16 protein-coding genes and 1 tRNA gene are annotated in these 15,250 nt (G+C 37.5%); 14 read left to right on the plus strand and 3 right to left on the minus strand.

Translation table 11 applies throughout. The annotated features are described in order from the left end of the window. The first annotated feature begins 12 nt into the window (after positions 1-12). The 3 genes from recJ to AC6UD0_RS00235 all read left to right on the plus strand — a co-directional run bounded on the left by recJ (position 13) and on the right by AC6UD0_RS00235 (position 3,034). On the plus strand, positions 13-2,328 hold the full coding sequence (recJ, locus tag AC6UD0_RS00225) for a single-stranded-DNA-specific exonuclease RecJ (RefSeq protein ID WP_500707777.1): 2,316 nt from the start codon (positions 13-15) through the stop codon (positions 2,326-2,328). 23 nt (positions 2,329-2,351) lie between these two features. Continuing rightward, positions 2,352-2,873: an adenine phosphoribosyltransferase gene (locus tag AC6UD0_RS00230; RefSeq protein ID WP_500695562.1), complete on the plus strand. Its 522-nt coding sequence runs from the start codon at positions 2,352-2,354 to the stop codon at positions 2,871-2,873. A gap of 72 nt (positions 2,874-2,945) precedes the next feature. Further along, positions 2,946-3,034: transfer RNA gene (locus tag AC6UD0_RS00235), tRNA-Ser, on the plus strand. Positions 3,035-3,108: 74 nt separating this feature from the next. Here AC6UD0_RS00235 and AC6UD0_RS00240 read toward each other — a convergent pair. Continuing rightward, on the minus strand, positions 3,109-3,735 hold the full coding sequence (locus AC6UD0_RS00240) for a helix-turn-helix domain-containing protein (RefSeq protein WP_500695563.1): 627 nt from the start codon (positions 3,733-3,735) through the stop codon (positions 3,109-3,111). A gap of 276 nt (positions 3,736-4,011) precedes the next feature. On the opposite strand from AC6UD0_RS00240, the gene AC6UD0_RS00245 reads away from it, so the two are divergent. Then, positions 4,012-4,224: a helix-turn-helix domain-containing protein gene (locus AC6UD0_RS00245; protein WP_500693872.1), complete on the plus strand. Its 213-nt coding sequence runs from the start codon at positions 4,012-4,014 to the stop codon at positions 4,222-4,224. Between the two features lie 170 nt (positions 4,225-4,394). On the opposite strand, the gene arsC is transcribed toward AC6UD0_RS00245, so the two are convergent. Beyond that, positions 4,395-4,811: an arsenate reductase (thioredoxin) gene (arsC, locus tag AC6UD0_RS00250; RefSeq protein ID WP_500699426.1), complete on the minus strand. Its 417-nt coding sequence runs from the start codon at positions 4,809-4,811 to the stop codon at positions 4,395-4,397. A 235-nt stretch (positions 4,812-5,046) separates the two neighbouring features. On the opposite strand from arsC, the gene AC6UD0_RS00255 reads away from it, so the two are divergent. Beyond that, positions 5,047-6,414 (plus strand): FAD-dependent oxidoreductase, encoded by a 1,368-nt coding sequence (locus tag AC6UD0_RS00255; protein WP_500693871.1) that lies wholly within the window; start codon positions 5,047-5,049, stop codon positions 6,412-6,414. Between the two features lie 40 nt (positions 6,415-6,454). Here AC6UD0_RS00255 and AC6UD0_RS00260 read toward each other — a convergent pair whose 3' ends face one another. Continuing rightward, the gene (locus AC6UD0_RS00260; RefSeq protein ID WP_500693870.1) at positions 6,455-6,712 is read right to left on the minus strand and encodes a hypothetical protein; all 258 of its coding nucleotides are present in this window, start codon (positions 6,710-6,712) and stop codon (positions 6,455-6,457) included. 118 nt (positions 6,713-6,830) lie between these two features. Here AC6UD0_RS00260 and AC6UD0_RS00265 point away from each other — a divergent pair, with 118 nt between their 5' ends. The 9 genes from AC6UD0_RS00265 (at position 6,831) to citG (ending at position 15,236) form a co-directional block, all read left to right on the plus strand. Next, positions 6,831-7,619, plus strand: a complete 789-nt coding sequence (locus AC6UD0_RS00265; protein WP_500707779.1) for an alpha/beta fold hydrolase — start codon at positions 6,831-6,833, stop codon at positions 7,617-7,619. Positions 7,620-7,780: 161 nt separating this feature from the next. Then, the gene (locus AC6UD0_RS00270; RefSeq protein WP_500701143.1) at positions 7,781-8,971 is read left to right on the plus strand and encodes an NAD(P)-dependent malic enzyme; all 1,191 of its coding nucleotides are present in this window, start codon (positions 7,781-7,783) and stop codon (positions 8,969-8,971) included. 11 nt (positions 8,972-8,982) lie between these two features. Continuing rightward, complete coding sequence (locus AC6UD0_RS00275) at positions 8,983-9,951, plus strand: AEC family transporter (RefSeq protein WP_500707780.1); 969 nt, start codon at positions 8,983-8,985, stop codon at positions 9,949-9,951. Between the two features lie 24 nt (positions 9,952-9,975). After that, complete coding sequence (citC, locus tag AC6UD0_RS00280; RefSeq protein WP_500707782.1) at positions 9,976-11,028, plus strand: [citrate (pro-3S)-lyase] ligase; 1,053 nt, start codon at positions 9,976-9,978, stop codon at positions 11,026-11,028. Beyond that, positions 11,018-11,311: a citrate lyase acyl carrier protein gene (gene citD / locus AC6UD0_RS00285; protein WP_500693865.1), complete on the plus strand. Its 294-nt coding sequence runs from the start codon at positions 11,018-11,020 to the stop codon at positions 11,309-11,311. Before citC ends, citD begins: the two co-directional genes overlap by 11 nt. Beyond that, the gene (gene citE / locus AC6UD0_RS00290) at positions 11,311-12,225 is read left to right on the plus strand and encodes a citrate (pro-3S)-lyase subunit beta (protein WP_500693864.1); all 915 of its coding nucleotides are present in this window, start codon (positions 11,311-11,313) and stop codon (positions 12,223-12,225) included. The genes citD and citE overlap by 1 nt, the downstream gene beginning before the upstream one ends. A gap of 28 nt (positions 12,226-12,253) precedes the next feature. Next, entirely contained in the window at positions 12,254-13,753 is a 1,500-nt protein-coding gene (gene citF / locus AC6UD0_RS00295) for a citrate lyase subunit alpha (protein ID WP_500707931.1), read from the plus strand. A 60-nt stretch (positions 13,754-13,813) separates the two neighbouring features. After that, on the plus strand, positions 13,814-14,356 hold the full coding sequence (gene citX, locus AC6UD0_RS00300) for a citrate lyase holo-[acyl-carrier protein] synthase (RefSeq protein ID WP_500707060.1): 543 nt from the start codon (positions 13,814-13,816) through the stop codon (positions 14,354-14,356). Continuing rightward, positions 14,349-15,236: a triphosphoribosyl-dephospho-CoA synthase CitG gene (citG, locus tag AC6UD0_RS00305; protein WP_500699431.1), complete on the plus strand. Its 888-nt coding sequence runs from the start codon at positions 14,349-14,351 to the stop codon at positions 15,234-15,236. Before citX ends, citG begins: the two co-directional genes overlap by 8 nt. Positions 15,237-15,250 lie beyond the last annotated feature (14 nt).

Consider the following 15,250-nt stretch of genomic DNA (forward strand, 5'->3'; position numbering starts at 1 on the left):
GAGGATCCATATTTGCTTTCTTCAAAGTATAATTGGGAGCTAAAACAAAATAATCTTAACCAAGATGCTGTTAATCAACTAGCTAATGATTTGGGACTTGAACCGTTAGTTGTTAGCTTACTGTTTGAACGTGGTTATGATAATGTCGATAAGATTCAACATTACTTAAACCCGGATACTAGTGACTTAAACGATCCCTTTTTAATGCATGATATGCAAAAAGCGGTTGATCGGATTGAATTGGCAGTTGAAAACGGTGAACAAATTACCGTTTATGGGGATTATGATGCTGACGGACTTACTAGTACCGCCATTTTATATGAAACGCTAGTCGAGATGGGAGCGGAAGTTCGTTATTATATTCCTAATCGGTTTAAAGATGGATACGGTCCAAATGTGAAGGCTTTTCAAAAAATTATTGATAGTAGAACTTCGTTAATTGTTACTGTTGATAATGGAGTTGCTGGCTTTGATGCAATTGAGGAAGCTAATAAATTGAGTTGTGATGTGATTATTACCGATCATCACGAATTACCAGAAAAGTTGCCAAACGCCTATGCAATCGTTCACGCTCAGTTGGGCGATCCTAAATATCCGTTTCAGTATCTTTCTGGAGCTGGAGTAGCTTTTAAGTTGGCGACGGCATTAATGGATGAAATTCCTCAAGATAAACTAGATTTAGCTGCAATCGGGACGGTTGCTGACTTAGTATCGTTAACCGGAGAGAATCGGGCACTCGTTCAGTTTGGATTAAATGTCATTCATTTGACGGTGCGACCTGGCTTAAAAGCCCTTATTAAACGATCTGGAATTGATTTGGGAAAAGTTGATGAACAGGACATTGGGTTTAACATTGCTCCTAGATTGAATGCACTTGGACGGATGGGTGACGCCAATATGGGAGTTGATTTGCTTACTACGGTTGACGACGATCAAGCTAATGAACTCGCTAAGAAGACTGAGCAAAAAAATGATCAGAGGAAGTTACTAGTTAGTTCAATTACGGACGAGGCAATCGCTCAAGCTGATTCACCTGAGAATAAGAAGAGAGAAACCCTTTTAATTGTGGGAAAGGATTGGCATACTGGAGTTTTAGGTATTGCAGCTAGTCGAGTTAAAGATAAATTTCATAAGCCGACGGTTGTTGTCAGTGTTGATGACCAAAATAAGATCGCCAAGGGATCCGGAAGAAGTGTCAAAGGATTTGATCTTTTTAAAGCCTTAGATAGTGAACGCGATCTGATGGATGCATTTGGCGGACATGCGATGGCAGTTGGATTAACGGTTCCAGCTGATAATTTAAAAACACTAGCTGCGCGGTTTGAACGGTCAGCAGCAAAACAGCAGGTTGATTTATCACAAAAGCCAACTTTAAAAATTGATTTTAAAGTTACTCCAGATGAAATTGATCAAAAGTTATTTCAACAAATTCAAACTTTGAGTCCATTTGGGACTGATAATGAATGCCCCCGATTTGATATTGATCCGATTGCTTTAACTAATGTTCAGGCAATTGGGAAAGCCCATGATCACCTTAAATTTCAAGCTGTTGGCAATCATTCACGGATTTCTGCAATTGACTTTGGGATGGGTGATGTTGCTACTGAAGTTTCTAAATTGTCAGCTAATATTAACGTAGCAGCGACCTTGAATGAAAATGAGTGGAAGGGTCGTACTAATCTTCAGTTGATGGTTGATGATCTTAAAGTTGACGGAACCGTTGTTATTGACAAACGGACCACTACCTTAACTAAGTCAATGTTTGTAAATGAGGGAACGTATATTTTCTTTCATCGTAACTTGTATCAACAATTAAAATCATATGTTGGTAAAAATTCTAAAGCTATGCTTGCTTCGGGTGTTAAAAAAGATATTACGAATGGGGTAGTTTATCTTGTTGATTGTCCTGAAACACTTGGTGAATTAAAAAGCGTTGTTAATCATTTCCAAAATCCTGAAATTATATTGTATTTATATAAAAAGAATCATATTTTAAATTTAGGGATGCCAGAACGTTCACAGTATGCTAAACTATTTAAGTTCGTTGAAACTAATAAAAATGTGCAAATTTCAAAGAATGTTAGTGAGGTTGCAAACCATTTGCAGGTTCCAACCAATATTCTGGTTTTCATGTTGCAGGTATTTAATGAACTGGGATTTATCACCATTCGGGATGGAATTTTGAATGGTATCAGTAATCCAAACAAGCAAAGCTTGTCAACTTCTCCCACGTACCAATTGCGAGAAGAGCAATTAAAGGTGGAAGATGCTCTTTTTAACGTTTCCCCAAGTGATTTGGTGAAAATAATTAATAAGATTGGGAACTGATAATAAGAAAGGAAGTATTTTTTATGGTCCTTAATTTAAAGGATTATGTAGCAAGTTATCCTAATTTTCCAGAGCCAGGTGTAACTTTTCGAGATATTTCTCCATTACTAGAAAGTGGCGAAGCATATCGTCAAGCTACTGACGAAATTGTCAACTATGCTAAGGGCAAGAACATTGATATGATTGTTGGTCCCGAAGCGCGTGGTTTTATTGTGGGATGTCCCGTTGCCTATGAACTTGGAATTGGTTTTGCTCCTGCAAGAAAAAAAGGGAAGTTACCTGGTAAAACTGTCAAAGCTACATATGGTTTGGAATACGGTCAGTCATCACTTTATTTGCATGATGATGCGATTAAACCAGGTCAGAGAGTTCTTGTGACTGATGATTTGCTAGCTACAGGTGGTACCATTGAAGCTACCATTGAGTTAGTCAAAGATCTTGGTGGAGTAGTAGTTGGAACGGCTTTTATTGTCGAATTAATGGACTTAAAGGGTCGCGATAAGATTAAAGACTATGATATTCTCAGTCTGATTAAATATGATTAAGTTTTAAATTAAAAACACTTCTCAAGTTGATTATCGGTTCTTTTATGATTATACTTAAGTGGTGTTAATTTTGGCGAGTTGGCAGAGTGGTAATGCACCGGACTCGAAATCCGGCGAACCGGTTTATAGCCGGCGCGCAGGTTCAAATCCTGTACTCGCCTTTATAAGTAGTATTACAAAACAAAAAGACTACCAAAATTACAAGTTTTGATAGTCTTTTTGTGTTATTGAGCTTTTATAATTCAGATTGCATCCGGATTGCTTTTCCAATGATTTTGCCTGGATTATCTTTATTCAAGATAATCGGTGGGTACTCCTTATTATCAGGAACTAAGACGGTTTGGTCTTTTTGAGTACTAATCCTTTTAAGAGTAGCTTCGTCGTTATCGTTTAATAGGACAGCGGCAATTTCACCATTCTCCACCTCTGGTTGATAATGGATTAAAACGTACGATCCGTTTTGAATGGTAGGAGCCATCGAGTCTCCGTCACATTTTAACCAGAAATTCTCACCACTTGGCAGTCCTTCTTTTAAAGTTGGAAAGTACGCGGTAACGTTCTGTTCAGCAAAGATTGGTTTTCCGCAAGCAATGCTGCCAATAAGAGGAAGATCAATTGTCTCATTAGTTTTTGATTTAGCACTTGTACTATCATTGTGATAGTTAAGTTGATTAGTATTTCCTAATAGGTAATCGATCGACACTCCAAGTACTTTGGCGACTTTTCCAAGGCTTTTTGTACTAGGAGTTTTCTTGTTCCAAGTATAAATATTGTTAATCCCAATCCCAGCCTTCTGGGCCACTAACTGAAGTGACCATCCACGCATTCTTGAAAGTCTCTTTATTCGTTCAATTGTTGTCAAAATTGTTTCTCCTTTTCTGAAATTGGTGGTTAAAAAAGTTATTTCAAATAATAGAGAAAATCATTGACATTTTATTTTATATGATTGATAATTAATTTAGTTAAGTAATTGATCAGTCAGTCCAGAATAATATCAATGGTTAAAAGTATCTAAACTAGTTCCCACGAAGAAAATAGTTTAAATACAGTCCATTATTTTCATCATATTTACATTTTATTCCAAAGGATAGACATAGTCAATAACTTAATTAATAAATTGTGAAAGGAGGGATCAATAATGGCTAACGTTGAATTGGAACGTAATGCTCAAAGAGTATTTAAAAAGATCAAAGTTGCTTTAATTAACAAGGACTTGACTCAAGTTGATATGTCAAAAATTGTTGATGTCTCACCAGTTGAATTAAATCGGGCAATTCATGGTGAGATGAGTCCTAAATCTCAAAGAATTAGGAAGCAAATTTTTAAGTACCTAGATATCAAAGTTTCGTAATCTTCATTTGTTATCCATGTGATAAAAGAGCAGTAAGATAAACTAAATGTATTAATACTACTTGTTTTCACGTTTGTAATTAGTATTAGTATGTGTAGTGATCGTAAGATTTAATAAGGCCTAGATCAGTTGCAGTAGTTGATCTAGGTCTTTGTCGTGTAATAATTAGTTTATTTGGTCTCATCAACTGACAATTGTTTTACTAATTGGTCAATCTGATTGCGGACGTTTCTAAAAGTTTCAATTACTTCTGATTTGGATCCCTTAAATTGTGCAGGATCTTTAAGTGGCCAGTGAATTTTTGCAACTGATTGTGGGGTAACTGGACACTTATCTTTAGCGTCTCCGCAAAGCGTAACGATTAAATCACACTTAACTAAATAACTTTTATCAATTAGCTTTGATGTGTTGTGAGAAATATCAATTCCACGTTCTTTCATCACCTTAACCGCAACTGGATTTAAACCATGAGTTTTTACTCCCGCACTTTTTATTTGCCAGTTTTGCGGGAAATATTTTTTGGCAAATCCTTCCGCCATTTGGCTTCGGCACGAGTTTCCCGTACACAAAAAATAAATTTTTTTCATTTTAATTCATCCCTTAATAATTTATACGTCATGATACCAAAAGATGATGACTATGGATACTATTAGTAACTTATCTTATCGGTTATTAATTGCTTAACTTATGGGTAGTTCAATCAAATTGTGTGCAAATAATTTATTAAATATTGAACATTTTGTAGTCTCATTAGGTAATTGCGTGGTACTATAAAAATGTTCATAGAGAACGACAATTTAAAAATTGAAGGAGGAAGCAGATATGAAAGTAGCTGTAATTGGATCATCTCATGGTGGATTCGAAGCTGTCAGAGGAGTTTTAAAGGATTTTCCTGATGCTGACATCGAATGGTACGAAAAGGGAGACTTTGTATCTTTTCTATCTTGTGGAATTGAATTATATCTTCAAAACGTCGTAAAAGATGTTAACTCTGTAAGTTATGCAACTCCAGAAGGCATGGAAAAATTAGGTGTAAATGTTCACATTAATACTGAAATCACTGATATTGATCCTGAAGCTCACACATTAACCGCTTTAAACGTTAACGATGGCAAAGAGAGCACTGAAAAATATGACAAATTAATTTTAAGTGTTGGTGCTAATCCATTCCAACTTCCAGTTCCAGGGAAGGAATTAGGTAATATCTACGCAATGCGTGGACGTGATTGGGCCATTAAATTGAAGGAAGCTGAAGTTACTCCAGGTATCAACAACGTCACGGTCGTTGGTTGTGGATACATTGGGATTGAAGCAGCTGAATCATTCGCTAAGGCTGGTAAGCACGTTACCTTAGTTGATACTGGTAAAACCATTCTTCCTACTTACTTGGATCCAGAGTTTACTAAGATTCTTGAAGCTGAACTTAAAAAGAACGGCGTAAAATTATCATTGAACCAAAGTGTTAAAGAATACGTTGGTGACGATGATGAAAACGTTTCTTCAGTTATTTCAACAAATGGTGACCAATGGGATGCTGATCTAGTGATTGAAACTGCCGGAATTCGTCCTGCTACCGATTGGCTTAAAGGTAAAGTTGATCTTGACGAAAAGGGCATGATCAAGACCGATGAATATCAAAGAACCAATCAACCTGATATTTTTGCTGTTGGTGATTCTACTGAGGTTACTTTCGCACCTACTGGCAAGAAGCAAATCATTGCTTTAGCTTCTAACGCTAGACGTCAAGGTCGCTCAGCTGCCATGAACCTGAACGATGAGAAGCGTAAGACTACTGAAGTTTCTGGTTCATCAGCACTTCATGTTTTTGATTACAAGTTTGCCTCAACTGGATTTAAGGACGTTACTGCTGAAAAAGCTGGCGTTGACGTTGAATCCGTCTTTGTTGTTGACACTGCGGTTCCTCCGTTTGTTCATGATGATAAGTTGAATGCAGAAGTCTACTTCAAGTTAACTTTTGATCCAAAGACTCGTGAAGTTGAGGGTGCTCAAATCATGTCGAAACGAGATGTAACTGCTAATATCAATACCATTTCATTAGCAATTCAACAACACATGACTGTTGATGACTTGGCATATGCTGACTTCTTCTTCCAACCAGGTTTTGACCGTCCATGGAATATCATGAACGTCGCAGCTCAAAAAGCACAAGATAAGTTAGATCACAAATAAAACCAAAGGGTCCGTTGACTTAATCAACAGACCCTTTTTATTACATACTTTTTGCTACTAGAATATCACCATTTGACAATTTGAACGTTTTATCAAAACCATTTAGATAAATGGTAGTACCTCGTTCTGGAAAATCTTCACTTGTCTTAGGAAGAAATTCAATTTCAAGTGAATGGCCATCTGGAGCCAGATTATCTAAGGTAGTTAATTTCATGACGTACTGATTGTCATCGTTAACTTTAATGGTTTTAGTATCTGAATTTCCAGGTGCTGGAAATGTTAAAGTAATCCGTTTCATATCATCCCTTCTTTCGTAGTTATTATACTACCAATTAATTTTTGGTATTGGTACGAATCTAGTAGTAAGAGAAGTGCTAACATATAAAATAAATCTTAAAGAAAATGGTGAAGCGATAATGAAATTTTATACTTCTGATAATGTGGAATTAGACTATGATGATGAGGGAAATAAAAGCAATCAACCCGTGATGATTCTTACCGGAATTGGGGGCTATAAAGAGATTTGGACCTTTACTGTCCAAAAATTAGTCGAAAGCGGTTTTAGGGTTATTAACGTGGATGCTAGAAATCAGGGGATGTCTGAGCGTACTAGTAAGGATGAACGAATGTCGCGCCATGCGATGGATTTATATGAGATTCAGAATGAACTAAAATTAAAAGAACCAATCTTGCTTGGGAATTCAATGGGAGCAGCAACCATGTTTGCGTACGTTTCTTTGTTTACTGATAAGGGAATTAAGGCCATTGTAGACGTTGATCAGAGTCCTAAGATGATTGCGGATCGGTCATGGCCATACGGATTTAAGGCTTTAGACTGGAGTAATTTTCCTGAACTTTTGAAGCAGCCATTTGGACGTTCGACTTATAGTAAAATTAATGATCTTTTATATAGTAAGATTCAATCGTTAAAACAGAAGTATCCATATGACGCCGACTTAAACTATTCGTTGTTAGTGGATCATGCTTTTCAAGATTGGCGTGACATTTTGAGTGATTTGAAGGTTCCATTGATGATTATAGCGGGAAGAAAATCACCATTTTTTGATTATCACTTTGCAAAAGTTGCAGCTGGGATGGCTCATAATGGTCATTATCAGATTGTTGAAGATGCGGGGCATATTATTATGGCTGAACAGCCAGATGTGTTTAACGATATTTTGTTGAAGTTTGTGAAAAGAATATAATAAATCACAATGGTAAGAAATATCATCGTGTGAATTATTAGACTTAACCCTTTAATAGCGGTCTCACTTTAATGAGGTCGTTTTTTATTTGGGTTTGTTAAAGAGTGTTAACTTGGTTGACTTTACGCACTTTGGTTAATATAATCACAATGTAAGCGGATATGAGCAATCGTGTCTGCGTGAAAATAAAAACAATTGGAGGGGTTTACGTGGCTGATAATATTTATTCCATTCATGAAAAGCACACGGGAATGCTAGAAATGGAATCAGAATTTCCTGTAAAAAACCGTGAAGAACTTAGTGAAGCTTACACACCTGGTGTTGCTAAGATTTCCAAGGCCATTGAAAAAGACCCTAGTTTAAAGGACAAGTACACAATGAGTGGAAAGTTGCTTGCTGTTGTTACTGATGGTTCAGCAGTTCTAGGATTAGGTAACATCGGACCAGCTGCAGGGCTTCCGGTTGTTGAAGGGAAGGCTTTGTTATATAAAGACTTGGCCAATGTTAATGCGTTACCAGTTGCCATTGATCAGGAAGATGCCAAGAAAATGGCCACTCACATTAAAAGTATTCAAGATACCTTTGCTGGGATCCATTTGGAGGACATTGCGGCACCAAAATGCTTTGAGTTAGAGGATATCTTGAGTAAAACATTAGATATTCCGGTCTATCATGACGACCAAGAGGGAACTGCTATTGTAGTTTTGGCCGGATTAATCAACGCTAGTAAAGTAGTTGGTAAAGAGTTGAAAGATTTAAAGATCGTCGTCAATGGGGTTGGAGCATCTGGTGTCGCTACTGCCTCGTTGCTGGAGCACGTTGGCATTAAAAATATTACTTTGGTTGATATCGATGGCGTGGTTAAGCCAAATAGTGAGAACTATAATTCATATCAAACTGGACTTGCCCAATCCTTGAACGGAAAAGAAGGACAAACTCTGGATGATGTAATTGATGATCAGGATGTTTTTATCGGTCTGTCAGATGCTAATGTTTTAAGTACTAGTCAAGTTAAAAGAATGGCAAAGGATCCGATTGTCTTTGCGCTTGCTAATCCAGTTCCGGAAATTCTTCCACAAGACGCTAAAGCTGGTGGTGCTAAAGTGATTGCGACTGGATCTAGTAAGTATCCAAATCAAGTTAATAATATTTTGGTTTTCCCAGGTCTGTTCAAAGGACTTTTAAAGAGTGGAATTAAAAAGGTTACATACCAAATTGAGGAAGTCGTTGCTGACGCGTTAGCCAGCATGATTCCTGATCCTACTCCAGATAAAATTGTCCCTGGGGTTTTTGATGAAAATGTTGTTAAAACAGTCACAAATTCAATTATAAAATATGGTGAAAAAGGATAAGAGGTACAATTATGGCAATATTTATTACATCAATCCAGAGTGTGCTAGCGATTGTAATTATGATTGCAGTTGGTTATGTAACACAAGGACTTGGATGGTTTAAAGAATCATTTTCCGGTTCAATCTCAAAGATTATTATGAAAGTTGCTTTACCATGTTCTATTTTTGTGGCAATGCTTAAATATTTTCATCCAGAACAACTAGCTAATTTGTCAACTGGATTAATCTATGTTGTGCTTGCTATCCTTTTAGGCTACGTTATTTCATGGATTGAAGTTAAGTTATTTAGAGTTAAAAAGGGTCGAAGAGGACTGATGATGACCGGTATTAACGGTGCTAATACCGTTTTTATTGGAATGCCCTTAAACGTTGCTTTATTTGGTGAGATATCAGTCCCTTATTTACTTGTTTACTATATTGTAAATACGATCATTATTTGGACTTTAGGTGTTTGGGTAATTGCTGCAGACGATCCAACCGCTAAAGATGGTTCCAAAGCTAAATTTGATTGGCACCATTTGATTCCGGCTCCATTATGGGGATTCATTGTTGCCATTCCATTTTTGTATATTCCATGGCTTCAGGAACATTTATTGGTTAATTTTGTCCAAACAACCTTAACTGATTTGGGGGCACTGGTTACCCCACTTGCATTAATCTATATTGGAATTATGTTGAGATCATTTGGTCTTAGAAACATGCATTTTGATAAAGATGTCATTTTGACTTTAGCAGGCCGTTTCGTGATTTCACCATTAGTCATGGCTGCAATTATTTTTGTTGGGTTCAAACTCGGAGCATCAATGGTTCCAACCTTCTCCAAGACTTTGATTGTTCAAGATGCTACGCCTTCACTTGCAGTTCTGCCAATTTTGGCACAAACTTATCATGGTGATGTTAAGTTTGCTACAAACGTGGTTGTATCTACCTCAGTCCTCTTTATCATCGTAATTCCGATTATTATGTTAATCATGGGTTAGTAGAAACGGGAGATTATTGAGGATATGAATATTGAGACTAGAGAAATTAATTTAGAGGTTCCTGACCAATTTAATCAGTGGAGAGATTTTTTGAAATCACTTGGCATCGCCAATTTTTCTGGTGATGAGGTTGATCCCTTAGATTATACCGTTGGACTTTTTGATGGGAATAAATTAGTTGGTACTGGTTCATATTCTGGAAACATTTTGAAGTACATTGGTGTTTGTCATAAGTACACTGAAAATGGGGTTTATTTTAACAAGGTAATTTCGAATCTTTTAACAAGTTTGGGACAACGTGGAGTCTTTCATGTCTTTGTCTTTACAAAGCCAATGTATGCGGAAAGTTTCGAACACGTTGGGTTTAAGGAACTCGTTCAAAGTGATGATGCGGCCTTTTTAGAGACCGGTGATTATAGTATTACTGATTATCTTAAAAGTCTGCCTAAAGTTAATAAAACTGATAATAATGCCGGGATTGTCATGAATGCTAATCCTTTTACCGATGGTCATAGATATTTGGTTGAAAAAGCGTCAGAAGTTAGTGATAACGTTTACGTATTTGTTGTAAGTACTGATAAATCACTGTTTACGTCACAAGAACGATTAAAACTTGTTCAAGAGGGCGTTTCTGACTTAAAGAATGTGATGGTTGTTCCGGGTGGCGATTACTTAGTAAGTTATGCCACTTTTCCTTCGTATTTTTTGGGGGCGCAAGCAGACAAGGTGCGGTATCAGACAACCATTGATGCATTAATCTTTAAAGATTGGATTGCCAAAGATCTTGGCATTAACGTTCGGTTTCTTGGAACGGAGCCAAATTCCAAAACGACCTCAATCTATAATCAAATTTTAGAAAAGGTTCTCCCGCCTGAAATCAAAGTTAAAGTTATTAAACGAGATCAGGATGAAGCCGGAAAAGTGATTTCGGCCCGAACGGTTCGGATGGCCATTAAGAATGGTGAGTTAACATCAATTAAAGGGATTGTCCCAAAAACAACTTACGAGTTTATTACCAAACATATGGATTCGTTACAGGAAAGAATTAAGAAGGGAATGAAGATCAATGGGAATTAATAAAACGGCAATGGATGGAACGCTGGAATCTTCTGACATTCAGATCACAGTCAGTAAGGGTACTAACGGAATCCAAATTAATCTTGAATCTGATGTTAAGAAACGGTTTGGTGATGATATTATTGCTACCATTAAGGAAGTTGTTAACAAGTTTGAATTAGATAATGTCAATATTAAGGCAGTTGACCAGGGAGCTTTAGATTGTGTAATTAAAGCTCGAACGATTACCGCAATTCAACGGGCCATGGGCGACAGCGAACAACCAGCATGGGAGGCACTATAATGGCTGAAAATGGTGAACGACTCAGAAGAACGATGATGTTTGTTCCAGGTAACAATCCAGGGATGATCAAAGATGCTGGGATCTATGGCGCCGATTCAATTATGTTTGATCTTGAAGACTCAGTTTCGTTAGCGGAAAAAGATTCTGCAAGAAACTTAGTTTATGAGGCTTTAAAAACGGTTGATTATGGTGATGCAGAATTAGTTGTTAGAACTAATGGACTTGACACTGACTTCTTTGAAGCTGACGTCAAAATGATGGTTAAGGCTGGCATCGATGTCATTAGAATTCCTAAAACTGAAAGTGCGGCAATGGTTGAAGAGATGGAGAGTCTAGTTGTTGACGCTGAAAAGGAGTTCAACATTCCAGTTGGAACCACTCATTTAATGGCCGCAATTGAGAGCGCTGAAGGTGTCATGAATGTACTTGAGATTGCTAAAGCCTCTGATCGTATGATTGGGATTGCTTTATCGGCGGAAGATTACACAACGGATTTAAAAACACACCGTTATCCAAATGGTTTAGAACTACAGTTTGCTAGAAATATGATTTTAAATGCAGCTAGAGCCGCTGGCATCGCCGCTTTTGATACGGTTTACACCGATGTGGATAATGTGAAGGGATTCTTGGCAGAAACCGAGTATATTCATGAGTTGGGTTACGACGGAAAATCAGTTATTAATCCACGCCAAATTCCTTTAGTTAACCAAGTATATGCTCCAAGTGAAGAAGAAATTAAGAACGCCGAGAATGTACTTGCTGCGATTGAAAAAGCAAGAAAAGCTGGCTCAGGAGTTATCTCAATGAACGGACAGATGGTTGATAGACCAGTTGCACTCAGAGCTGAAAGAGTTATGAAACTAGCTAAAGCTTCTGGCTTGATTGATAAGGAGGGTCATTACATTGGAAAATAAATTAGGTCGTAATTTACCCGATAAATTAATGAATGAACTGCACTTTAAACCATTTGAAACCACTAGGATTGGTAACCCGGTCTTTCAAAGAACGGCTCCTAAAGTCCAGGTTCAAGATGGACATGATAAATTAAAGGATGATTTAAAGCAGGTTGTTAAAGATAACGTGAGGGATGGGATGACCATCTCATTTCATCACCATTTACGTAATGGTGATTACATCTTTAATCTTGTGATGAAGGCGATCATGGACCTTGGAATTAAAGATCTAACTTTAGCACCTTCTTCATTGACTGGCGTCATGAATGATATGGCAATTAAAGCCATCAAGAATGGAACCGTTACTAACATCACCACATCCGGAATGCGTGGCTCATTGGGTGACGAAGTTTCTCATGGAATTCTTAAAAATCCAGTGATTTTCAGATCCCATGGAGGCCGTGCTCGTGCTATTGAAAACGGTGATATCAAAATTGATGTTGCCTTTTTAGGGGTTCCTAATTCAGACCGTTGTGGTAACGCTAATGGAATGGAAGGTCCCGCCGCATTTGGTTCACTAGGGTATGCGTTAATGGACGCAGCTTATGCTAATAAAGTCGTTTTATTAACAGATAATGTGGTGGACTATCCCAACACCCCTGCCTCAATTCGACAAACACAAGTCGATTATGTCGTTAAGGTGGATAAAGTTGGTGATCCTAATAAGATTGGCTCTGGCGCTACTCGTTTCACTAAGGATCCAAAAGATTTGACCATCGCTAGAGCGGTCAATCAAGTGATTGTTAATTCACCATACTTTAAAGATGGTTTCTCATTTCAGACTGGTTCTGGTGGAGCTGCCCTTGCTGTTACTCGTTACTTAAGACAAGCAATGCTTGATAATCATCTTCATGCCTCGTTTGGTTTGGGTGGAATTACTAAACCAATGGTTGATTTGCTTGAAGAGGGATTAGTTGATAAGTTAATGGATGTTCAAGACTTTGATAAAGCCGCTGCTGATTCAATGAAGAACAACAAAAACCAACAGGAAATTGATGCGTCATGGTATGCTGATCCTGATAATAAAGGATCAATGGTCGCTCAGTTAGACATTGCGGTCTTAAGTGCCTTGGAAATTGATACTGATTTTAACGTTAACGTGTTAACTGGCTCTGATGGCGTAATTAGAGGAGCTGTTGGTGGACATCAGGATGCTGCTACATCTAAGATGACAATCATCTGTGCTCCACTGGTACGAGGTCGCATTCCAACGGTGGTAGATCATATTAGTACAGCTGTTACTCCAGGGCAATCGATTGATGTCTTAGTAACCGAGTTTGGAATCGCCGTTAATCCTAATCGTCCAGACCTGATTAAGCAATTTAAGGATGTTCCGAGTTTGCATGTTTACAGCATCCAAGAATTAGCCGAAAAAGCTGAAAAGATCGTTGGCAAAGAAGAACCACTGAAGTATACTGATAAGACGGTTGGATTGGTTGAGTATCGGGACGGAACGATCATTGATTCAATTCGACAAGTAAAAGATTAATTTTAAAGACGGTGCTATCTGTAAGGCAGATGGAGCCGTTTTTTTAAGGAGTTTGATAAGTTGGAAGATAATATTTTTTTAACTGGGAAAGTGCAGGGAATCCCAGCTGTACTTGCTAACAAAGACAGACGAGCACACTTACAGGCTCGATTAAAGGAGCAGTATCCAATGGATACGATTGTGTCAATCAAGTTAAATATTCCGGGTCCCATCAAGAACAACCCGCAAATCATGAACTTATTTGATGTTGGCTATAAGCGATTCTTTAAAACACAGTTGTACAATATGAAAATTATCGATAAAATGGGGTGGAACACTGATGCGGGAAAAGAACGGTTTTTGGTGGTTGATGGTGATGGGCTTGTTTTGAAGAAACGAGCAATTCATTTTGAAGATCATGATCGTTTAGGACGTTTGTTTGATATTGACGTAATGGATCATAATCATTCTCATTACTCCCGGACTGATGTCAAAATGAGACCCAGAAGATGTCTGATTTGTGATCGAAATGCTAAAGAATGCGCTAGAAACCGTACTCATTCCGTGTCTGATTTGCAACGAAAAATTAGCGAGATATATTTTAGGAATGTCGGATATGAATAATGCGGTAATGGATTGGAAAGTTAAAATTTGTCAAAAAAATAAAACCGTTAACGCTGTGATGGAATCAATGTTAGATGAAGTTGTTTCTAATCCAAAACCAGGATTGGTTGATCCAGTTTCTCATAAATCTCATCCTGATATGGATGTCTTTACATTCATTGACAGCATTATTACAATGCGTCCTTATTTTGAAACCGCTTTTTTACGAGGACAAAATTTTTTAAGTGATGACTTAAGTCAATTATTGAAGTTGATTCGACCTGATGGAATTAAAGCTGAAAAAAATATGTTTAGGGAGACTAACGGTGTCAATACCCATAAGGGTGCAATCTTCGTAATGGGAATTATTGTTGCGGCACTAGGCTATCTTTCTCAGTCCAAAGCTTCCTTTACACTTGGAGATATAATTAATGTAGAAAAAGCTATGACTGCTGGAATCGTTAAATCAGACTTTTCGCAGGTGAGAAGAAAATCTGCTAGCAAATTAACCGCTGGTGAGCACCAATTTTTAGAATATGGGATGACAGGAATTCGTGGAGAAGCCGAGGCTGGATTCAAAACTGTGACAGGTCATGGCTTGCCAGCTTTGGTCGCTTTTAATGGAAATAAAAATGAAAAGATCCTTCGAGCGTTACTTAACATTGTTGCTCATAGTCAAGATAGTAATTTGATTAAACGTGCTGGATCGCCTGAAATCGTTGAAAAGGTACACAGGCAGGTTACTTCAATTTTAAACACTGAAGCTTTTAATTCCGCTCTAGTTAAAGAACAACTGGAAAAAATGTGTGAAAACTTTGATAATCAAGATTTAAGCTTAGGTGGTTCAGCTGATTTATTAATTTTAACCATCTTTTTTGGTAAGATAACTGATCATTTTTAAACATGAGTGACGTT

The organism is Fructilactobacillus sp. X7R9C1, assembly GCF_059901005.1.